This window comes from Aeribacillus sp. FSL M8-0254, assembly GCF_038008845.1.
Taxonomy (GTDB): Bacteria; Bacillota; Bacilli; order Bacillales; family Aeribacillaceae; genus Aeribacillus; species Aeribacillus composti.
In genome coordinates this window covers 1,969,721-1,990,438 of the sequence record NZ_JBBOZY010000001.1, presented here as the reverse complement: position 1 = coordinate 1,990,438, position 20,718 = coordinate 1,969,721, and the positions used below count along the sequence as shown (strand labels likewise).

General features: G+C 37.2%; 24 protein-coding genes and 2 pseudogenes. 14 read left to right on the top strand and 12 right to left on the bottom strand.

What is annotated here, in order from left to right; translation table 11 throughout:
- Window positions 1-844: 844 nt before the first annotated feature.
- Window positions 845-1,540 (bottom strand): iron-sulfur cluster repair di-iron protein, encoded by a 696-nt coding sequence (ric, locus tag NSQ44_RS09580; RefSeq protein ID WP_340856857.1) that lies wholly within the window; start codon window positions 1,538-1,540, stop codon window positions 845-847.
- A 199-nt stretch (window positions 1,541-1,739) separates the two neighbouring features.
- On the opposite strand from ric, the gene NSQ44_RS09575 reads away from it, so the two are divergent.
- On the top strand, window positions 1,740-2,483 hold the full coding sequence (locus NSQ44_RS09575) for a YwiC-like family protein (protein ID WP_340856853.1): 744 nt from the start codon (window positions 1,740-1,742) through the stop codon (window positions 2,481-2,483).
- Between the two features lie 249 nt (window positions 2,484-2,732).
- On the opposite strand, the gene NSQ44_RS09570 is transcribed toward NSQ44_RS09575, so the two are convergent.
- Both NSQ44_RS09570 and NSQ44_RS09565 read right to left on the bottom strand, forming a co-directional pair.
- Window positions 2,733-2,945: a YozQ family protein gene (locus NSQ44_RS09570; protein WP_340856848.1), complete on the bottom strand. Its 213-nt coding sequence runs from the start codon at window positions 2,943-2,945 to the stop codon at window positions 2,733-2,735.
- Between the two features lie 91 nt (window positions 2,946-3,036).
- Complete coding sequence (locus tag NSQ44_RS09565) at window positions 3,037-3,729, bottom strand: Crp/Fnr family transcriptional regulator (RefSeq protein ID WP_130156977.1); 693 nt, start codon at window positions 3,727-3,729, stop codon at window positions 3,037-3,039.
- A 337-nt stretch (window positions 3,730-4,066) separates the two neighbouring features.
- Between NSQ44_RS09565 and NSQ44_RS09560 the strand changes: the two are divergent.
- Window positions 4,067-4,314, top strand: a pseudogene (locus NSQ44_RS09560) (radical SAM protein); the annotation flags it as partial.
- A gap of 92 nt (window positions 4,315-4,406) precedes the next feature.
- Here the strand turns inward: NSQ44_RS09560 and NSQ44_RS09555 are convergent.
- The 4 genes from NSQ44_RS09555 to NSQ44_RS09540 are packed head-to-tail and all read right to left on the bottom strand — an operon-like array spanning window position 4,407 to window position 6,454.
- The gene (locus NSQ44_RS09555; protein WP_063387670.1) at window positions 4,407-4,709 is read right to left on the bottom strand and encodes a metal-sulfur cluster assembly factor; all 303 of its coding nucleotides are present in this window, start codon (window positions 4,707-4,709) and stop codon (window positions 4,407-4,409) included.
- A 45-nt stretch (window positions 4,710-4,754) separates the two neighbouring features.
- Complete coding sequence (locus NSQ44_RS09550; RefSeq protein WP_340856847.1) at window positions 4,755-6,002, bottom strand: hypothetical protein; 1,248 nt, start codon at window positions 6,000-6,002, stop codon at window positions 4,755-4,757.
- Complete coding sequence (locus NSQ44_RS09545; protein ID WP_063387668.1) at window positions 5,989-6,216, bottom strand: DUF2249 domain-containing protein; 228 nt, start codon at window positions 6,214-6,216, stop codon at window positions 5,989-5,991. Before NSQ44_RS09545 ends, NSQ44_RS09550 begins: the two co-directional genes overlap by 14 nt.
- 4 nt (window positions 6,217-6,220) lie before the next feature.
- Window positions 6,221-6,454 carry a DUF2249 domain-containing protein gene (locus NSQ44_RS09540; RefSeq protein ID WP_063387667.1) on the bottom strand — a complete coding sequence of 78 codons (234 nt, stop codon included), beginning with the start codon at window positions 6,452-6,454 and terminating at the stop codon, window positions 6,221-6,223.
- 285 nt (window positions 6,455-6,739) lie between these two features.
- Here NSQ44_RS09540 and NSQ44_RS09535 point away from each other — a divergent pair, with 285 nt between their 5' ends.
- Window positions 6,740-6,949, top strand: a complete 210-nt coding sequence (locus NSQ44_RS09535) for a hypothetical protein (RefSeq protein WP_340856845.1) — start codon at window positions 6,740-6,742, stop codon at window positions 6,947-6,949.
- A 75-nt stretch (window positions 6,950-7,024) separates the two neighbouring features.
- On the opposite strand, the gene NSQ44_RS19050 is transcribed toward NSQ44_RS09535, so the two are convergent.
- Entirely contained in the window at window positions 7,025-7,090 is a 66-nt protein-coding gene (locus NSQ44_RS19050) for a hypothetical protein (RefSeq protein WP_445659529.1), read from the bottom strand.
- A gap of 466 nt (window positions 7,091-7,556) precedes the next feature.
- On the opposite strand from NSQ44_RS19050, the pseudogene moaA reads away from it, so the two are divergent.
- From moaA to moaD, 7 genes and pseudogenes are all read left to right on the top strand, one after another.
- A pseudogene (moaA, locus tag NSQ44_RS09530) lies at window positions 7,557-8,537 on the top strand (GTP 3',8-cyclase MoaA).
- 10 nt (window positions 8,538-8,547) lie between these two features.
- Window positions 8,548-9,048 carry a MogA/MoaB family molybdenum cofactor biosynthesis protein gene (locus NSQ44_RS09525; protein ID WP_094245859.1) on the top strand — a complete coding sequence of 167 codons (501 nt, stop codon included), beginning with the start codon at window positions 8,548-8,550 and terminating at the stop codon, window positions 9,046-9,048.
- Window positions 9,049-9,053: 5 nt separating this feature from the next.
- Complete coding sequence (locus NSQ44_RS09520; protein ID WP_340858209.1) at window positions 9,054-9,662, top strand: molybdenum cofactor guanylyltransferase; 609 nt, start codon at window positions 9,054-9,056, stop codon at window positions 9,660-9,662.
- A 45-nt stretch (window positions 9,663-9,707) separates the two neighbouring features.
- A complete protein-coding gene (locus NSQ44_RS09515; protein ID WP_340856841.1) occupies window positions 9,708-10,973 on the top strand; it encodes a molybdopterin molybdotransferase MoeA in 1,266 nt (421 codons plus the stop codon).
- Window positions 10,970-11,473: a molybdopterin-guanine dinucleotide biosynthesis protein B gene (mobB, locus tag NSQ44_RS09510; protein ID WP_340858205.1), complete on the top strand. Its 504-nt coding sequence runs from the start codon at window positions 10,970-10,972 to the stop codon at window positions 11,471-11,473. Before NSQ44_RS09515 ends, mobB begins: the two co-directional genes overlap by 4 nt.
- A gap of 32 nt (window positions 11,474-11,505) precedes the next feature.
- Window positions 11,506-11,961: a molybdenum cofactor biosynthesis protein MoaE gene (locus tag NSQ44_RS09505; RefSeq protein ID WP_130156967.1), complete on the top strand. Its 456-nt coding sequence runs from the start codon at window positions 11,506-11,508 to the stop codon at window positions 11,959-11,961.
- Window positions 11,958-12,191: a molybdopterin converting factor subunit 1 gene (moaD, locus tag NSQ44_RS09500; protein ID WP_063387661.1), complete on the top strand. Its 234-nt coding sequence runs from the start codon at window positions 11,958-11,960 to the stop codon at window positions 12,189-12,191. Before NSQ44_RS09505 ends, moaD begins: the two co-directional genes overlap by 4 nt.
- Before the next feature lie 100 nt (window positions 12,192-12,291).
- On the opposite strand, the gene NSQ44_RS09495 is transcribed toward moaD, so the two are convergent.
- Complete coding sequence (locus tag NSQ44_RS09495; protein ID WP_445659528.1) at window positions 12,292-13,536, bottom strand: IS110 family transposase; 1,245 nt, start codon at window positions 13,534-13,536, stop codon at window positions 12,292-12,294.
- A gap of 304 nt (window positions 13,537-13,840) precedes the next feature.
- Between NSQ44_RS09495 and moaC the strand changes: the two genes are divergently transcribed.
- The gene (gene moaC, locus NSQ44_RS09490; protein ID WP_063387660.1) at window positions 13,841-14,326 is read left to right on the top strand and encodes a cyclic pyranopterin monophosphate synthase MoaC; all 486 of its coding nucleotides are present in this window, start codon (window positions 13,841-13,843) and stop codon (window positions 14,324-14,326) included.
- A 624-nt stretch (window positions 14,327-14,950) separates the two neighbouring features.
- On the opposite strand, the gene NSQ44_RS09485 is transcribed toward moaC, so the two are convergent.
- Window positions 14,951-15,148: a hypothetical protein gene (locus NSQ44_RS09485; RefSeq protein ID WP_340856834.1), complete on the bottom strand. Its 198-nt coding sequence runs from the start codon at window positions 15,146-15,148 to the stop codon at window positions 14,951-14,953.
- Window positions 15,149-15,357: 209 nt separating this feature from the next.
- On the opposite strand from NSQ44_RS09485, the gene NSQ44_RS09480 reads away from it, so the two are divergent.
- The 3 genes from NSQ44_RS09480 (at window position 15,358) to NSQ44_RS09470 (ending at window position 18,289) form a co-directional block, all read left to right on the top strand.
- Window positions 15,358-15,987 carry an ABC transporter ATP-binding protein gene (locus NSQ44_RS09480; protein ID WP_063387700.1) on the top strand — a complete coding sequence of 210 codons (630 nt, stop codon included), beginning with the start codon at window positions 15,358-15,360 and terminating at the stop codon, window positions 15,985-15,987.
- The gene (locus NSQ44_RS09475; protein ID WP_340856832.1) at window positions 15,984-16,784 is read left to right on the top strand and encodes an ABC transporter permease; all 801 of its coding nucleotides are present in this window, start codon (window positions 15,984-15,986) and stop codon (window positions 16,782-16,784) included. The genes NSQ44_RS09480 and NSQ44_RS09475 overlap by 4 nt, the downstream gene beginning before the upstream one ends.
- A gap of 599 nt (window positions 16,785-17,383) precedes the next feature.
- Window positions 17,384-18,289: a tyrosine-type recombinase/integrase gene (locus NSQ44_RS09470; protein ID WP_309218084.1), complete on the top strand. Its 906-nt coding sequence runs from the start codon at window positions 17,384-17,386 to the stop codon at window positions 18,287-18,289.
- Between the two features lie 39 nt (window positions 18,290-18,328).
- Here the strand turns inward: NSQ44_RS09470 and NSQ44_RS09465 are convergent, their stop codons facing one another.
- Complete coding sequence (locus NSQ44_RS09465; protein WP_340856825.1) at window positions 18,329-19,783, bottom strand: tyrosine-type recombinase/integrase; 1,455 nt, start codon at window positions 19,781-19,783, stop codon at window positions 18,329-18,331.
- Window positions 19,784-20,034: 251 nt separating this feature from the next.
- A complete protein-coding gene (locus tag NSQ44_RS09460) occupies window positions 20,035-20,523 on the bottom strand; it encodes a hypothetical protein (protein WP_340856823.1) in 489 nt (162 codons plus the stop codon).
- Between the last annotated feature and the right edge of the window lie 195 nt (window positions 20,524-20,718).

Genomic DNA, 20,718 nt, shown 5'->3' with positions numbered 1-20,718 from the left:
CACATTTCTAAACGTTGTTTGAAATTGCATTTCATTTTGTTTTTTGAAAACGATTGCCAGAGATCTCTCATCTTTGTACAGAATCTAGATGGCGGATCGTTCAAGAGAGGATCAAGGAGAACTGGCACACTATGATTTGAAAGCGAGTGAGATGCTTTGGCCATTTCCCCAATGTCAAAAAAGGCTTTATGAAGAAAATAAACAGACTTGTTGGTACACTCTAGGCTTCGCAATCTAAATGGCATTTGTTTGCGCTTTCAATGGGATTGGTGAGAAAAATCCGAATTTTCATTCTCTTCTAAGCATGAAAAACAAAACAACGACCCATTTTTTTCGTCAATAGCCCCATTCAAAAAACCGTTTAGACAATGAATAGGTTTGCTGCACCTTATACAAAATCCTACAAATTCCTCCAATTTCCCTTCACTTCCTTTGTGATCGTAGTGGTGTAGTTGAAAAAAGTTGGATATAACTTATTATACTTATTATATCAGAAGAAAGATGTTTAAGTTATTCTTCTTTTGTGCCAAACAACCAGAATATCAAAACAAGAAAAAGAGCGCTTTCAAAAAAGAAAGAAACCATATCGAAAGCCGCTTATTCAGCAACATCAGCGAAAATGACGTCACACACCGAGGCGCTTTTCGTTTTTAGCTTTCTATTCTCTGAAAAAAACTCTATTACGACGGCATGCCATGAAACTTTGCTTGTCAATAGCCTTTAGCTTCGTCCTTGATAAAACGTTTTAAGTTTTAATGGTTAGATCAAGGTCTGAACAGTCCGTTTCCGTGATGTTGAAATGGTGAAGAAAGAGGCGGGGGATCGCCGCCTCTTCCACCCGAAATTATTGAAGAATGCGTGGAAATAATACGTTATTTTCCAAATGAATATGTTCAAATAAGTCTGATTCCAAAGCTTCTAAACGATTGTAAACGAGTTGATATGTTCGGCAAGCCCCGTTCGGAAGGGTATAGTCATTTGTGATCCGCCTAATTTCTTTTATGATATCCCCTGTTTTATCATGTTCATTCGTAAGATCGGCAATCATTTTTTTCATTTTTTGTTCGTTTTCACTTGTCGGCTGCTTCTCGAACTGGCTAATAAGCGGAAATACTTCAGACTCTTCTTTCCATAAATGTTGTTCTAGTTCCGTTTTTAATTCATTAAATAATTTATGAACCTTTATTAGATGTGGATGATTTCCGCCGTGGACTCGCATAACTTTTGTCACATAGGGACTAAGGTTTGGCAGTTCTTCCAACAAATAACGATGATGTTTATTTATGATATGGTCAATAAGTTCTGAGTATGTTGCTGTCAACCAATTTTTCTCTGTTTTTTCATCAGTTGTAGCATACAGATCCTGCAATTGACTCATTAATTCCTCAATCGCCACTCCCCGTTTATCGGCTGCTTCTTTTAAAGAGCGATCACCGCCGCAACAAAAATCAATTTTATTTTTTTTAAAAACATCGCTCGCTTTCGGAAGCATTGCGACAATTTCTCCAACTGTCGTATTTTCCGTAAATATTGTTTTCATTATTTTTCCCTCCCAATTTCATTGTTAAAAAGATAATACCGCAACTCGTTCTTTTCAATAGTGACAGGTGTCACTTTCCCGTTTAGTGTTGTGGCTATTTTGTGACAAAACAAAGAGGTATGCAACAAATCACAACGTAGCTAGTTTTTTTCACTATAATGGAATTTAGAAGAAATTGTTGATGAAAGGTGGATACATGATGGCAACCGTCAAGAAATTAGTGATTCCAAAACAGCATGGAGCCTGGGCAATGCTTGTTATACCATTTCTATTGGGGGCTTATATAGGAGGGTTCTCTTGGATTCATATTCCATTATTTATCGGCTGGTTATGTTTATATTTAGCAACATATCCGTTACTGATGGCTATGAAAAATAAGCGCAAGCCATTTTATATAAAGTGGTTTGCTCTTTATTTTGCCGCTGCTACCGTTATACTGCTCTTTCCATTAATGTATAGATGGGAAATAATATATTTCGGAATGGCGATGACACCGTTTTTTTTAATAAATATTTATTATGGGAAAAAGAAAAAAGATCGTGCTTTTTTCAATGATCTAGCAGCAATCGCTGTTTTTTGCATTGGAGGTCTTGCCAGTTCTTTTATTGTAAGCGGAGAAATAACAAAAGAAGCCTTCATCACCATAATGCTTTGTTTTTTATTTTTTGTGGGCAGCACTTTTTATGTCAAAACAATGATTCGGGAAAAAAACAATCCGAACTATAAATGGTTGTCATGGGGTTTTCATGTTTTCTTAATGATCGGCTTGGTCGCTACCGAGTATGCCGTTTTTATAATAGCTTATATTCCGAGTGTTATTCGAGCTGTTTATTTTTACGGGAAAAAAATGCCGATTTTAAAAATCGGTTTAATTGAAGTGGGCAATGCCGTATATTTTTGTTTTGCAATGTTTATGATCATCAATCTGTTCATGCTGCCGTAAGCGCATTTTCCCTTTGCAGAAGGTTGATTGCCCAATGATCATTCGATTTTTTTGGGGAAGTAATGCCGATATATTTTTTTAAACGCTGTCAAGACAAAATTGGCCATGAAATTGGGGGTGTCGAATAAGCCGTTTTTACGGCTTATTGACGCCCCCATTAATGTGTTAGAAACGTTGATATATCGGTGTTTATGATTTTGGACAGCCCCATACAGGCATTTCACTTTGAATATCAGGAAAAAAACATTATCATTCTTTTTCAGTCTTCAACGGGATGTTGTTGCTGTCAACATCCTCCATCATCCCATCAATTGTGCCCTCCGTATATGTATCTCTTATTTGTTCCTGCGTTATGGCCAAACCTTGTTTTAGATCGGATTCGCTGCCGCTCTTAAAAGGTTCATCATATGCTCCGAAGGTTGGGTTATTTTTCATTTTCTTGTCTTGACGTTTTGTGGACATTTCGTTTCCTCCATGAAAATTCGTTTTCCTTTATTATGATTCTTAAACGCTTCAAACATTCATCAAAAAACAGTTTTCTTTTTGGCGGCCGCTACATAAAGATTTCTTTCTCCAATTGTTCAGCATCAACCAAATAATATCCGTCGTCATCAACAAGAATAAGACCCTTCCGCTTCATCTGGTTAAGCGTTCTGCTAACGGTTTCACGGGAAGTTCCGATCATATTTGCCAATTCCCGATTCGTTAAATGGGTTGTCAAACGATAAAGTTTTCCTTGCGGCAGTGCATTCGTTTTTGTAAGCCGCAACAGCAACAATACGATTTGTTCATATGTATTATGAAGAATTTGCTCTTCTAACCGATTTTGCAAATCTATGATTTTTTCACTCATCACACGAAACAATTTGATGGACAATACCGGAAAGAGCATAAGCGTTTCCTCAAAATCTTTGATGGGAATGACAATTAATGTAGATTCTTCCATAACTTCTGCATGAGCAGGGTAAGATCCTTTGCAAAAAAATCCGGTATGTGGAAACATTTCTCCATTCTGCAAGATGGAAACGATTTGTTCTTTTCCATTTCTGTCCGTTTTATATATTTTAATCGTTCCTGAATGGATGAAATATACGTTTTCCAGCATGTCGCCTTGCATGAATACATACGATTTTGGTTGATAGGTACGTACTTGAGAGATAGCAACTATGGAAGTCAATTCTTCATCAGACAGTTCACGGAAAAGGGGAACGCTTCTTAATCTTTCAAACACCCAGCTATTTGTCATGGTATCACACCTTTTTTTCAACTTTGATTTTCGTTTCATATTATAGCGTTTCTTTACAAATGAGTCGTGTGATGTAAATCATAGTTCCTAATAAAAATAAGGTGTCTAACATACTTAAGGTTTGGGGCAGACCACCTCATCCATTTGCGAATTACCGAAGCAATCGCGGGGAAGATCCGCAGCAGCTGAACATTTGTCAAAAGAATGACTTTTTCGTAAAAATCATTTCTTCCCTTTTACCGGAAAGTGTGATGGCTTTCACTTCGAAAATTTCACCTTTTTATATGATGAGAAGAAGCAGAGATATTTTTCATTTTAAAGAAAGAGTTTGTATGTGATGATGGATTATGACCAAAACCCTTTTATTGTCATTTGGGAGTTGACGAGAGCATGTCAATTAAATTGTTTGCATTGCCGAGCCGAGGCGCAATATCATCGTGATCCCCGTGAGTTGACTTTTCAGGAAGGAAAAAATTAATTGATGATATTTTTGCGATGAACCAGCCGCTATTAGTATTTACCGGCGGTGATCCATTAATGCGGCCGGATTTATTCGCTCTTGCCGAATATGCTATTGAAAAGGGAGCTGGAAGAAGAGCCAAAAACACCAAAATAATTGGGACTTCTTTCATAAAAAAGCTGTCCCTTTCAGGAAAGGAACAGTCTTTGAAAAACGTTTAGGAAAGGAACCCTAGCTGCCTTAATGCTTTTTCGCTCATTCTATCAGGGGACCAAGGCGGATTCCAAGTGATTTGGACATTTACGTCTTGAATGCCTTCAATATCACGCAATGCGCGTTTCACACCGCCTGCTATTGAGTCGTGCAACGGACAGCCGGGTGTAGTCAATGTCATTAAAATGAATGCAGTTCCGTCTTTTACTTCAATCTTATAGATCAGTCCTAAATCAACAACATTAATTCCCAATTCAGGATCTAAAACGTTTTGCAGTTTTTCCAAGATCTTTGCTTTTATTTCCATTGTAACATCACCCTTTATATTTCAGTAAATCGTTCCCTCATTTTTTTATTTCAGCAATACAGAGCCAATCGTACAGGCAAATAATCCAGAAAACAGCACCATTCCTCCTTGAGCAAGATAAAATAGACCAGTACTTGAGGAGGCAAGAGCAGCGATCATGCCGATAAGACTCGCAACAAATAAACAGCATTCCATCACAATCCATTTTTCATTTATCATTTGTTTCAAAGTCGGCACCGCTTCTTTGCCGATTTTTTTGCTATACCGGTGTGTCCACCATAGAAAAGGAACAATTTTATATAAGTAGCCAATGATGCTTAATACAATCCAGCCGAACAGATAACAGTAGATGATGATGGAAAAGATGCGGGAATGGATTTCACTTTCAAAAGAAAAACCGGCCGCCGCTATATGCAGGATGACTCCAAAAACAATGGCCAAAAGAGCAAACAGAAAAGGTTTATCCAGTTTTTTCTTCATCCTTTTCTTTAAAATGGCAAACATATGGTATGCAAACAACCCATATCCGACAGCCATCAATTGAAGCCCTGCTGATAACAACCGGTCATTTGCCGTTATAAAACTGATGAAAGTTAACACAAGACCGCTTATATAAAAAATGTAGACATATCGGGCCGTGTTCATTGAAAAATGATGCGCCAATGAAAACATCGGAACCATTTTGTAAGAAAATCCGAAGATAAGAAGTGTAAACCAGCCGGAAAATCCCAGCAATATATGTGCTTTGAAAATCAAATCATGATCGATTAATTGTCTCACGCTCCAAAAATGATAGGCAAGCGTCAATCCGAGCGCGATCGTTAAGAGCAAACAAATGAGGGCAGTACCAACAAATAAAGTGATGACCGTTCTTTTCTTCTGTTTTTTTAATGTCATGAACATCTGCCATAAAAACATTACAATCCCGCAAGTAAGAAGCAAGCCTGAAAATATAGCCATTTGAATATTAAAGGCCAGGCTGATGCTAAAAGATAGTATTCCTAATGACGTGACGACCATTTGGATAAAAGCAAATGATTCATTCCATATCGGGGTTAAAAACACGACTGGAACAAGCTGATACATGGCCCCCATGGCTGTCATTAAAGCAAAGCCAATCACTAATAAATGGACAGCTGACAATACGACAGGAAGGCGCATTTCTCCGGTTGAAAGCTGACGAGTTGACAGAAATAAAAGAATTTGAGAAAGGAAAAACGCCAGCAAGCCAAAAATAATAAACGAAAAAGGGATTCGAATATTCGTTTCATAAGTATGATTAGCCGTCATCATCGTCATCCTTCTTTTCAATCGTTATTTCATAGCTTCCATCACTGCGCTTTTGCGTTTGATAGGTATAACCGAGATCGTCAAGCTGTTCAAATAAAAACATCGGGCGGCGGTCATTAATAATTTTCAACGCTTCTCCTTTTTTTAATTTTGCTAATGCCGTTAAAGTCCGCATCATCGGTTGTGGGGGCTCTAAGCCGCGATTATCCAGTATCATTTTTTCATTCCTCCGTTTTAACAAAGGTAATTTTCCAATGTTTATCCTCTATTTTTTCCGCTTGATAAGAAAACCCTTTTTTCTTCATGATAGGAAAAAGCGGAACAGGTTTAAACGGAGCGTGTAAAATAAATACATCTCCTTGTGCAAGAGGCTGAATGGCCGCCATGATTTTTTGAAACGGCTCTAATTTCTTCTTTAAATCTTCGCGAACATCTAATTCAACAGTTTTTCCCATCCATATTCTCCTTTCCATCTTTTTTATCAATGTTCATCATAGTAAAAACAATTCCCGCAATTTGTGATTTGCTTCACTTCATCGGCATCACTTTTGAAAAGTTTATGAATAATTGATTCGTGATGCCGTATTGGCATATATCCTTCCAATTGAGGGAAGGGAAGATGTTGCAACATCATTAGAAAATGTTTCAGTTTTCAATGAAAGATCGGTACCATTTCGCTAAGGATATTGTTTTGCTTGAAATAGAAAGGAGAGTGTGTGTTTTTAAAGCGGAAACAGCTGATGGCATGTAGGGAAATTTATTTCTTTGTTAATATGGTCAGCGGCCATTGTGCGAAAAATACGTCTAACCCGGACAAAGCGCTATTGCAAAAAGATCATTCTAACATTGAAAGTATGTCATTGACATCAAAAAGATGGTTGCCTGAAAAGTGTGCTAGAAGAAAAAAGCGGGGCGTAAACCAAGTTAATGCCATTCTCGAAAACGATTGAGAAGTTGTTCATCTATTTAGGTAGCTGGTATTTTTTCATCTTATTGTAAAGTGTAACTTGTGAAATCTCTAATTCTCAGGAAACTTCGGATTTGTTGCCGGCGGTTTTCTTTAATGATTTTTCTATCAGTTGTTTTTCGATAGTATCTTTTTTTCAATCAACTTTGAGTTTTTTCGAGTCTGGACGGATTCTCGACAGGTGACCCGAAATGGAAAAAGCTAAGAAGATCCTGTTGATGGATGAACGGTTTTCTAATATAATAACCATTCTTTCCATCAAGTCGCCAAGCATTGGTACATTGTCCATAATGAAAACTGCTGATTCTATTATGAAAGCCTCCGTTTGCCGAAATCGTAAAATATTTTTTGTGTATCTATTTTGCTTTCTCAATTCATTATATAGAGCCCCATCATGTTAGCCATAAAAAAAATGATAAATTGGCAAAATGTATTCCAAATAGGTTTCTTTTTCAGAAAATTTTTTTTACAATTAATTTAACCTTTTATGATCATTCGAATTGATGTGACAGAGATCTCATTCTATTGTTTATCTTGTCTGTAACATATGAAGAATGAATGTATAAGGAGAGGAAGATGTTGCGAGATCAATGAACCGCCCTTTATTGAATTTGCGCATTTCGGTGACAGACCGATGTAATTTTCGTTGTGTATACTGTATGCTGAAATGGAAGGAAGACAGTATTCTTTTATAAAACGGGAATAACTAATGACGTTTCAAGAAATATATCGTTTGGCCAGCCTCTTTACGTTTAGGCATTCGAAAAATTCGTCTGACCGGGGGGAAACCGCTCCTCCGAAAGGACATTGATGTACTAATATCGATGTTAAAAAATATTCAAGATCTTCAAGACGTTTCATTGACCATTAACGGATATTTTTAATATCATATGCCAAGCGTTTAAAAAAAGCGGGCATGAACCGGATCAATGTCAGTTTAGATGCTTTAAATAACGAAATTTTTTCTAAAATGAACGGAGGTAAAGCAAAGTCTGAGGAAATTGTTAGAGGAATTGAAGAAGCGGTTTCACAAGGTCTGGCCGTAAAGGTGAACATGGTTGTAAAAGGAATAAATGAGAGCGAAATTTTACCGATGGCTCGTTTTTTTGAAGAAAAAGGAATGACGATCCGCTTCATCTAATATATGGATGTCGAAACCTTAAACGGTTGGAAAATGGACGAAGTTTTGACGAGCAAAGAAGTTCATGATATGATTCACCAAGAAATACCTCTTAAACCAGTTCAGTCAACGTTTTTGGCGAGGTTCCTAAAAGGTATCGATACCGAGGTACGGATGTGGAAGGCGGTTTTATTTCTTCCTTATCAGGAGCTTTTTGTTATGATTGCACGCGAATGCGCCTATCAGCTGACGGTAAAAAGTATACATGCTATTTGCCTCAAACGACGTTGATTTATTAGTTAAAATGCGAAAGGGAGCAAGCGGTGAAGAAATATTGGATGAGATCACCCGTGTTTGGCAGGCTCGGGATGATCGTTATTCCGAAGAAAGAGGAAGAATCAATGCTCTTTCTGCAAACAGACGTGTGGAAATGTCTTATATTGGCGGGTGAGGTGTGATTGATGAGTGTATCTGAACATCGCAGCAAGGCAAATGACCCTGTTCGCTGCAAAGTGATCACCGTTTCTGATACGAGAACGAAGGATACGGATAAAAGCGGTGCATTAATCATCGAATTATTAACGAGAGAACAAATGGAAATAATAGATTACGAGATTGTGAAAGATGAACGGGAAGCCATTCAATCTGCTGTGAAAGAGGCTTCTGACGAAATTGATGTTTTTTTATTAAACGGCGGGACTGGTTTTACAAAACGGGATGTGACGGTAGAAGCGGTAAAAGAATTGCTTGACAAAGAAATGGTTGGTTTTGGGGAATTGTTTCGTTATTTAAGCTATAAAGAAATTGGAAGCGCATCCATGCTTAGTCGAGCACTTGCCGGTTCAATTGGACAAAAAGTCATTTTTTGCATGCCGGGATCTACAAATGCGGTTCGTCTTGCCATGGAAAAGCTGATTTTGCCGGAACTTCGCCATCTTGTTTGGGAGATGAATCGTCAGTGAACAAGATGATCGGGATTGTGCTGGCAGGAGGACAGTCGAAACGGTTTGGGCAACCGAAAGCATTTGCGAAAAGAAATGGAAAGGAATTTATTTTATATAGTATCGAAGCGCTGCAATGTATCACAAAAGACGTGGTTGTTGTCATACATCCTGAAATAGATACGAAATGGCTGCAAAGGAACCAGCTGACATATATTCAAGATCTCGAATTGTATCAAGGAAAAGGACCTCTTGCCGGCATTTATTCCGTTATGTCCCAATTCAAATCCGAATGGTATATCGTTTTACCTTGTGATACTCCTTTTATCAATGCGCATTTGTTGAAAAAATTAGAATTATACAGAAATGACGGTTGTGAAGCGATTGTTCCTAGTGTTCACGGAAATATTCAGCCATTGATCGCCATGTACCATCATCGAGTGAAGGAAAAAATACGATGGCACCTTGAACAAAATAAGTTAAGCATGAAGCATTTTCTTCCAAGTATTCATACTAGATATGTTGAGATCAATGATGACGATGCTTTCATCAATATTAATACAAAGGATGAATATGACCAGTATATTGTTCATAATAACCTTTTTCCTCAAGCCTCCTTTTCCAAAACAAAATAAATGTTCCTTGGTAGTATCGGGTGGGGGCAAGAAGGGTGGAAAGGAATGGGAGCGTTGCGAAAGCCAATTCAAGTAGAGGAAGCAATCGACCGGGTGTTGGAAAAAAGCTATGAAGGTGAAATAGAGTATGTATCAATCGAAAACAGCTTTCATCGTGTGCTTGGTCAAGATATAACTGCTACAACGGATGTACCTGGATTTGATCGATCCCCTTATGACGGCTATGCTGTTTGGGCAGCATCGACCAAGGCCGCTTCAGCTTCCAATCCAGTAGTTTTGGAAGTCGTCGGGACTCAAGGAGCAGATTCTGTTTGGAAAGAATCTTTAAAACCTTGTCAAGCCGTTAAAATCATGACTGGCGCTGCCATTCCAGAAGGTGCAAATGCCGTCATCATGAAGGAATTAACACAGGAATTCAGAAAAGACGGAAAAACATATGTGCAAATAAAAAGAAAAGTTGAGGCAGGAGAAAACATCTCACGCATCGGAGAAGATATGAAAAAGGGCAGTTTGCTTATCGAAAAAGGAACCGTGATCACTCCGGGAATATCCGCTGTTCTGGCAACGTTCGGGTATCATTACGTTCCGGTTATGAAGAGCCCAAAGGTTGTCGTCATAGCAACCGGGAGCGAATTGCTTGAAGTGTATAAACCGCTGGAAAAAGGAAAAATTCACAATAGCAATACTTATATGCTGCAGGCACAAATTTTCAGAGCTCACGGTGAACCGATTTTATACGGAATTGTGAAAGACACATTTCAAAATGTATTTCAAGCTGTTACAAAAGCAATGCAAATGGCCGACATTATCATCACAACAGGCGGAGTGTCAGTGGGCGATTTTGATTATATCCCAAAGGTGTACGAGCATCTTCAAGCCCAAGTTTTATTCAATAAAATCGGCATGCGTCCAGGGAGTGTTACCTCTGCAGCAGTTGTCGGCAACAAAATTTTGTTCGGCCTCTCAGGCAACCCTTCCGCTTGTTATGTCGGTTTTGAGCTGTTTGTCCGTCCGTATATAAGGGCGATGCTCGGACAAAAAAATTGTTATTTAAAACGAGCCCGGGCGATTTTAACGAAAGATTTTTTAAAGCCGAATCCGTTCACGCGCTTTGTGAGAGCAAAACTGTCCTATCATGATGGAAAGCTAGTAGCTGATCCGATTGGAAGGGACAAATCAAATATTGTTTCATCCTTAATTCATACTAATAGTTTAATTGTTTTGCCTGGCGGAAGCAGAGGATTTCAAACAGGCAGTGAAGTTAACGTGCTGTTAATCGAAGATGAAGAAGGAGCCTCCAGTTGGCTATGATGATTTTACAAGTGGTAGGGCATCAAAACAGCGGAAAAACTACGCTAATTGAAAAATGCATCAAAGAGCTGACCAATCATGGGATAAAAGTCGGTACTTTTAAACATCACGGTCATGGTGGAAAACCGGATATTCCAAAAAAAGATACGTATCGGCATTGGGAAGCTGGTGCTGTTGTTTCAGCGGTTCTAGGGGAAGAAACTTTGCTGTTGCAAGCTGAAATAAAAGCGAATGAACATTTTTCGAACATTATGGAACTTTACCGGCATTTTTCAATTGATGTATTGATTATCGAAGGATTGAAAAAAGCTCCATACCCGAAAATTGTCTGTATCCGTGATGAGAAAGATCTTCATCTGCTTGATTTATCAAATGTGATCGCATCGATTAGCTCGATCCCTTTGAAAGAAAAACATTCATTTTTTATGAAAGATGAAGATTTGTATATCAGCTGGATCGTGAACTATGTAAAGGAGAAGCTGTTGGAAATGAGACAATAATGCCATTTTATATTATATTTGGAGGGATAATTATGTTTCAAATTGTGAAAGAACCGATAGATGTTTCACGTGTCATCGAAGCTGTTGTGGATCGAAATGCCGGAGCTATCGTTACATTTATCGGAACTGTAAGAGAATTGACAAAAGGAAAAAAAACATTGTATTTAGAATATGAAGCATATGAATCGATGGCTCAAAAAAAACTGGAACAAATCGGAGCTGAAATTAAACAGCAGTTCCCGAATGCTAAGGTCGCCATTGTCCATCGTATCGGACGATTAGAAATTACGGATGCCGCGGTCGTTATCGCCGTATCTACTCCTCACCGCGCTGATGCTTATGAAGCAAACCGTTATGCAATCGAGCGGATTAAAGAAATGGTACCGATATGGAAGAAAGAGCATTGGGAGGATGGCTCATTGTGGATCGGCAATCAGCAAGAAACGATTTCTTATGAAAAAGGCATTCCAAAGGAGATGAAGTCATGATCCGAATTTTATTTTTCGCCCAACTAAAAGAGCAGCTGAATAAAAAGGAGATGACATTGCCATATCAAGAAATAACTGTTAAACAACTCCGCGAACGGTTGGAAAAAGAATATTCACTGCCCGCCCTATCCTCCGTCCTTTTTGCCATCAATGAAGAATTTGCTGCAGAAGATGACATCATTCGGGATGGGGATGTTGTCGCCCTTATTCCGCCGATGAGTGGAGGTTAAAGTCTGAAATAAATACTTTGGGTTCCAAGTAATAAAAATAGGCATAGCAAAACAAGCCATCCATCGATGACTTTATTGGAAATATTTGGTTGATTGATCATCAAGTTGTAACTGCCGTCACTCGAAAACCTTGACTTTTAGCTAATAAAATCGCTTGTTCTACCGTGATCTCACGGTTTACTGGAAGAACGTCTGATTTTTTATATAATTCTGGATTATACGGCTCTTTCTTTTTGAGAATGTTGTATATAGCTGTTAACAGCATACGTGCAATGGCAATAATTGCTCGTTTGTGACCACGACGTTTTTTAAGTTTTAAGTAGCGGTTTCGAATTTCGGGATGCTTTTCACTTTTGACCACAGCAGTTGCACACTGTACCAAAAGAGGCTTGATGTAGCAGCCTGCTCTCGAAATTCTTACTGACTTTTTCTTGCCGGCACTCTCGTTATTTGTGGGTGTAAGTCCTGCCCAGGAACATAAATGCTTAGCTGTCGGAAACACGTCCATATTGACACCTATTTCTGAAACCACGGCAATGGCGGAAAAGATGTTCTTAAAGGACGGAACAGTTAAGATCAAGTTCATTTCCTCTGTGTAGGACGCGGCAAGGGAAAGAATGATTTTTTCAAGGTCAGCTTTACGAGATTGAAGGTCTTCATAGTGCTGTTTCATCACCTTTAATTTTTCAGCCTGCTCCGGTGTAATAAATCCGTCAATGGCTAACTCCAATTCAGGCAGTTTACTCTTCATGGAGCCGTGGATTAAAGGTTCAATATCAAAAGAAGTGTCTAAAGGGTTCTTAAGGAGCTTTTCAATGATGTTCATAGAGCTTTTGCCGAAGGTATCTGAAACAACATTTCCAAGCTGGATGTTAGACACAGTTAAACTGTTTTGAAGACGGTTCTTCTCACTTGACATAAAATTAGTCAGTTTAAAACGATAGCGCATAAGGTCACGCAGCTGTCTAATCTCAAGTGGTGGCATAAAGCTTCCAGCCACAAGGTCATGCTTAAATAAATCAGCAATCCATTTGGCGTCTTTTTTATCTGTTTTCTTGCCACGGATCGCCTTGACGTACTTAGGGTGTGCAAGAGTGATGTTGCAGGAAGCTTCAAGTACATTAAACACAGGAATCCAGTATTTCCCGGTAGATTCCATACAGACATCCTTACAGTTATTTTCACAAAGCCATTGTGACAGCTCATTCAATCCTTTTGTATAGGTAGAAAAGCGATGGCGTTTGTAAGTTGTAACTCCTTTGATTGTTGAGGCAATACAGGCAACAACAAAGGTTTTGTGGACATCGATTCCACAACAGATAGGGTATACAATTTTTAAGGCCATAGGGAATGATCCTTTCAGAGAATTATAGGGATAGACAGCATTGACTGATTGCCCAGCAATAAACGAGTAGTTGTTTATACAAAGATAAGTCTGCGTGCTCGAAGTCACACTTATTTGTGCTTGGAAAGGCAATCTACACATATAAACATGCGGTCACCCTGCAACCAGAGTGGCCCACTCACCTCCGCGTGATTTGTAGTTGACTGTTATCCCTATGACTTTAGAATAATAAAAATAACGCCGGTGGCACAATTGTTTCATTACGTTTTGTGCCTTGAGCGAAGCGAAAGGAATGGGTATAAACATGAAGAAGCTGACTCACTTAAATGAGCAAGGAAGGGCAAAAATGGTAGATATTTCAGAGAAACAGGAAACAGTCCGTACTGCACATGCCATCTCAAGTATTCTTGTTTCAAAAGAAGTGTATGAAAAAATCACAAGCTCACAGGTCAAAAAAGGAGATGTTCTGTCAGTAGCGCAAGTAGCTGGAATTATGGCCGCCAAACGCACGGCTGACATCATTCCAATGTGCCATCCGATTGCTTTAAAAGCGGTGGATATTCAATTTGAATGGAAATGCGACGAAAACAAATATGAATTAATGATCCATTCATTTGTGAAAACAAAAGGAAGCACAGGGGTTGAAATGGAAGCATTAACTGCTGCGAGCGTCTGCGCCTTAACCGTGTATGATATGTGCAAAGCAATCGATAAAGGAATGGTCATCGGCCAAACATATTTAATGGAGAAAACAGGCGGCAAAAGCGGTGACTTCCGCCGTGAACTATAACTTTTATAGGTAATTGATCATTATAGAAAAGAATTTTTAGCTGTAGAAAGAAACTAGTTACCATGAAACCAATCAACTTACTCTGTCTTTAAATAAAAGGACGCCAAGCTGAAAACTACAAGGAAAGAGACACTTTTGAAAAAAGCATGATCATATCAAATGTTTCGCAATCCGGGCTCTTGGAACTGGAAAAATTTCTAAGGAGCCCTGTACATATTTTTCATTCGGCATATAAGAGCTTCTTCATTATCGATGAAGGGCTGCTTAAGCGTTGTGGACAACGAGCTTGTCGGGGTGTTCTCGACCGTCCTATAACCGCCTCGTTGCCGTCTGTTTTGATTTATGTCATTCTTTCTGAACGATTCAATCAGCTCTATTTCACAAGTTATTCTATTGTTTTAATTAGTCGATTTTGATACCGTGTGAACTCTTGCTTCCTTTTTCACAAGTTATTCTATTGTTTTAAGGAAAAAATTTTATCATATCGAGTTGAATGCTTTTGCATCCCGTTTTGCAAAAAAGGCCAAGGGCTTATGAAGTGTCTAGAGCCCCAAAATTGTTGGATTGCTGAGGCAGATGGATAAAACGAAAGGTTAAGGACAAATTTTTTTTAAGCTCCTCTGATCATTTCTCCAAAGCAGGGAAGAAAACTGCTTCAAGACGCAAAATGTCGATCTTCATTAAGCCCTCATGATCAAAAGGCGTTTTCCTTTCAATAACATTGATTTTCCGCTTCGCAAAAAATTTTACAAAATGCTCCAAATACGTTAAAATTTCATTCAAAAAGCTTTTTTTATTTAAAACAAGAGGTATAAAATTCAAATTTTTTATCTTTTTTCCATTCCTTTGTTCCGACATTAAATGAAATAAAAAATTTTCAGTGGTTTGCTGCACGAAATAAAATAAATAAGAGTGCCAAGCTTTTTATAAAGAGAGAAGTGTTTAATAAGTATAATGGTTTGAATCATTTGCAACTTTATTCATAATCAAAACTGGGGATTTCGCTTTTTATGAAGAAAGGGCTGTTTTACATGTTTCACATCAAAAATTTACGATACAAAGATATTCTATACATTGACGAGTTGAAAATTGAAGAAAAACAAGTAACGTGCATCATTGGTCAAAGCGGGGGAGGAAAGACAACACTTTTAAAAATGCTCAATCACATGCTGTCGCCAGATCAAGGAGAAATTGTTTATAAAGGCCGGTCATTGTTTGAATGGAATCCAATCGCTTTAAGACGGGAAGTTGTGATGCTTTCACAGCAGCCAGTAATGTTTGAAGGAAATATTCGAGAGAATTTGAATTTCGGCAGAATTTTATCTGAAAAAGAGCCTCTTGACGATGAAAAGTTGAAAGAAGCACTAAAATTTGTGTGCTTGCAAAAAAAATTAGAGGATGACGTAGAACAATTGTCCGGCGGAGAAAAACAAAGACTTGCACTAGCCAGAATTTTTCTAATGGATCCAGAAGTTTTTTTATTAGACGAGCCAACCTCTGCGCTAGATAAAGGAACTGAAGAGAAAATCATGGATGCATTCATTCGTTATTCAAAGGAAAAAGAAAAAACGGTTATTATGGTAACACACTCAGATACAATACCAAAAACATATGCAGATAAAGTTATTACGATAAATAAACCAACAGGTGATAATCAATGAAGCAAGAAGTTATCAACATCGAATTTTGGAGGCTCTCGGCAGCATATTTATTTGTTCTTATTTTAATATTGCTTGTAAAAAAACGAGAAATTAAACGTGAAAAATTAATTGTCCTTTCAACTGCCAGGATGACGATTCAACTTGTGCTAGTCGGATACATATTGATGTATATTTTTAAAAATCCTTCACCTTGGATTGTTTTATTGGTGCTTTGTTTCATGGAATCGTTTGCCGTTTATAATATATTTAAACAGCTTCATAAGCCTTTATCGAAAAAATTGAAGCTGGTCATTGTGCTGTCAATGGTTATCGGCTCTCTCGTCAGCCTGTTGTATTTTAATCTAATCGTCATTCATTTTAAGCCTTGGTATGAACCTCAATACTTTATCCCGATTGCCGGAATGTTTATTGGAAATTCAATGATCGGTATAACGCTAGGCATGAAAGAAATGATCGAAAATTTTGCTACCCAAAAGAATCTGATTGAAGGGGCGCTCATGTTAGGTGCTAAACCCGATGCAGCAACAAAACCAATCGTAAACTCTGCATTTGATTCAGCTATTTTGCCGACTATCAATAACATGGTCGGTATGGGGATAGTGTTTTTGCCGGGAATGATGACAGGTCAAATCCTCGCAGGTACAAGCCCTTTAGTTGCAGTCGAATATCAAATTGTGATTTTGATCGGCATTGCCGGAAGTGTAGGGATTTCATCTTTTTTATCACTGCAATTCGGCTACAAAACATTTTTTAATGATCGCTTCCAATTTATACCACAAAATAGAAAAGAGAAGTAAAAGAGCGGCAAAGAGCGGCAATAATTCATTGATTTTGTCGCTCAAATCATGAGGATGAGGGTATGAGTGGAGTTTTTTTAAAACATAAATATATTATGTAAACTTAGAAGGAGATGAATGAACAGACTTCGGGATATATAACAAACAAAAATGAAGCGTTAATAAAAATAAATAAATCATAATCCAAAATTAATCATGGAATGAATTTTAAACACGCAGCAAATCATAACGAATTTTTAAGATCAATTTTTAAAGATCAATTAATTAATGTAAATTTACAATTTAAAAAGAAATTCATTAAATGCAATTAAAATACAATTTGTTTTATTTTTTTATTTCGTCTCATCACAACAAGTAATCTCTTTAGTGAAACAAGATCCATTTATAACTTCCTATAATATATATTATGTCTACTAGCTAATTTCCGCACAAATGGAGGGTTTCTTCCCTCAAGTACCCATAAAATCAATTATCCGGAACTTGTTAACCTAAGTTCCTCATAATTTTTTGTGTCTACGAATTATCATTTTTTAAACGAATTATCATTATTTTTTTATCGATTATCATCGGTCGTTGATTATCAACTGGAGGTGTTTTTTATGTTGTTTAGACAAGCCATTGATGAATTTGTGTTGTACTTGCAAATTGAAAAAAACTATTCACTTAACACCGTTGATGGTTATGCTTATGATTTGAGATGTTTCGAGAACTTCTTAATTCAACACGGTTATTCTGTACAACTTAATGACATTACAAAAACGCATGTTCGTCGCTTCATCCAGCATCAGATTACAAAAGAAAATGTTAAACCTAGAACGGTCTATCGGAGAATTTCTTGCTTGAAATCGTTCAGTAAATACTGTGTCAAAGAAAATCTAATCGACAACGATTTTATGATTGGAATTGATACTCCTAAAACGGATAGCAAATTACCGACTTATATGTCTTTGTCTGAACTACGAAAACTGTTTCATTTTTTAGAGCAAGACAATAGCCGAATGGCGATGAGAAACCATCTTCTATTTAAACTGTTAGCCACTACGGGTATGCGAAGATCTGAAATTGTTGAACTAACTTGGGAACAAATTGATTTATCGAACAACACGATACGCATATATGGGAAAGGAAAAAAAGAGCGCTTACTCCCCCTTCATCCTATGGTTGTTCCTTTAATTAAAAGTTATATGGGAAGTTTAGAGGAATATCAGCTCCATCCTTCCCAACCGGTATTTTTAAATAAAAACGGCAAAAAACTAAATCCGCGTGGTTTACATAAGATATTTAAAGAAATCTTACAAAAAGCAGGTCTGCCACCTCAACGGTTCTCACTCCATCATTTGCGGCATACGTTTGCTACCTTGTTGATACAAGAAAATAAAGAAAATGTTGATTTGCGTACCGTACAAGAACTACTCGGCCATGAAAGCTTAGTCACGACGCAAGTATACACGCATGTTGATTTTGAGCAAAAGAAAAAAGCGATTGAAACATTTAACATATTTTGAGACCTGCCTAGTACGGAAATAACTACCCTAGCCGGGTAGTTATTTCATGTGAATATGAGTTGGCGGATACAAAGGCACTGGATGCGTGAGGTCGTATGACATTGAGTGCATTCCATGAGTTTGCTGATAAGGCATTGGAGCATGTGGAAAATACCCTTGCTGCGCCATAGTAATCTGATTATAAAGTTCTGGTGCTTGAAATGTAAAATAATCAGAATGATTATTCCCTGATTCTTTAAGTATTTTTTGCTGTAATGCCGCAAATGCATACTTTATAAGATGTTCTTTAAACAGATTGATGTAATTTTTGTTTTTCAATTGATTCGAGTAAACTTTAGGAACTTCATCAAAAATTTCTTCTAAATCTAGCGTGATATTATAATTAGATTCAAGTTCCATAGCGGTTTCAAAAAGAGTTTCGATTATTACTTGGGCCGCTCGAATTTCTTTAATATACTTTGCATCACTTAAAATATAATGCTGCAGAGCGCCAAGCTCATATTTAGAGTGTCCAAGCAAAAAGCGTATAGCATCATCTGAGACCCCCATTTCATGAAACAAGGTAGAAAGAGTGTATCGTAATCCGTGCGGTGTGAAATACTTCTCTGTTTTACGGATTATTTTGTTTCTTCTTCCCTTCTCTTTTGCATTATTATGATTTTCATTATTCTCTGGTTGTTCATATTCTACTTTCACCCATCCCAAATGTTCACATACTTTATCGATTATATAATTCATCTGCTTGTTAATGAGCGGCTTTCCTCTCAAGCCGTATAACAATGCATCATTTGGTTCCATGTGTTCAATATATTGGGTGAGTAATTTCATGAGCTTAGGTGGTAATGGAATAAAGAAGTCTTTGTTTTTGCTGTTTGGCGAATTGTCAGTGTGTTTATCCCCTTCCTCTAGATATTGGTCAAGAAGTTTATCTTCTTTTACTCGATCTTTTTTGGGATCGAACTCATAAACTAGACCGTTCATAGTAGTAGAGACTGAACGAACGGTTAGTTTTTCGAGCGATGTGACTCTGAGAGCAGTAAACATATCTATTAGGGTTGGAACTAATACATTAACACCTCTTTCTTGCAACTCAAACGCAGCTTTGTAAACTTGGTATAATTCGGTGATATTTAATGCTCTCGAATGATGTTTTTGTTTATTAGAATCTGTGATTTTTAATGCTGCGAATGGATTTCCGTTAATAACTCCGAGTCGGTTATAATGCGTAAACATAGATTGCATCGTTGCCTGATGTTGTTTTATCGTTCTCGGACTATAGCCTTGTTTTCGTTGATCATTTTCCCATATCTTCACAAATTCATAATCGATATTCTCAAGCACTGGATTTAACCCTTGGTTTAACATATATTCTGACATGTAAATTACATTTTTACGGTAGGTACGTCTAGTGTTTTTTGACCAAAACTGGCTTTTTTCATATTCATTAAAAGCCTCAATTAAAGTAGATTTAGCTGAAATATTTGTCTTGCTCATGATCTATTACCTCCGTATAAAAATAATTGAGCTTAAAATACAAAAAACCCCAAGCCAAACACCGCTACTTCTTATGCGTGTATATACGCATAGGTAGCGCTGTAAAGCTTGGGGTTTTCCCTTGTCGTATATTAAGTTATTCATTTGTTTTGTATTTTATCAGATTATGATGAAAAGTCAACAATTATTTTGCAAAATATAATAATAAGAGCAAAGAATCTGCAATCATAAGTGACGATTATTACCAATCATCAGCCATCCTTTTCTTTTAAATCAACCTTGTAATATTCCAACCCTCTTTGCAGCAAAACATTTACTAGTGCATTTATTTTAAATGATTTTTCTATACTTAGATTTTTTATTGTGTTATACATTTTTTCTGTTAAGAAAAAGGTCTTCTTCTCTGTTAACAACGAATGATCTACTTTTAGATAATCTTTGAACATTTTATATTCTAAATCGAAATCCTCTTCAACGTTTATTGGCGTTCTATTTTCTTGTTTCTTTTTTACAAAGGGTTTATCAGCTAATAAAACGACGATTTTACTTTTTACATCTCTACTCAATGATTCCTCTGGTGCAATGCCTTTATATTTATATTCATTTTCTTCTTGATCAAATTCAATTGCTGCATTTGCCAGTTTTCTTTCTAAGTCTTTTTTATTTATTCCTGCCATAGCTGCAACTTCTGCAATTGATTTTCCGTTGTTTAACTGTTCTAATGCTTCTATTAATTTCATTTAAATCACCTCCGATTGTTTTAAACATTATAACTGCGCTTGTGCTAAATTTTAATAACTTTTGTAGAATATTTGTGGCAATTTATAGCCATATAAATTCAGATGTGCTACGGATTCTGAAAAGAATGTATTCAAAATTTATCATGATATTTTGATCAATCTATACTTAACCGATGGCCTTATCAGCAGTTTTAC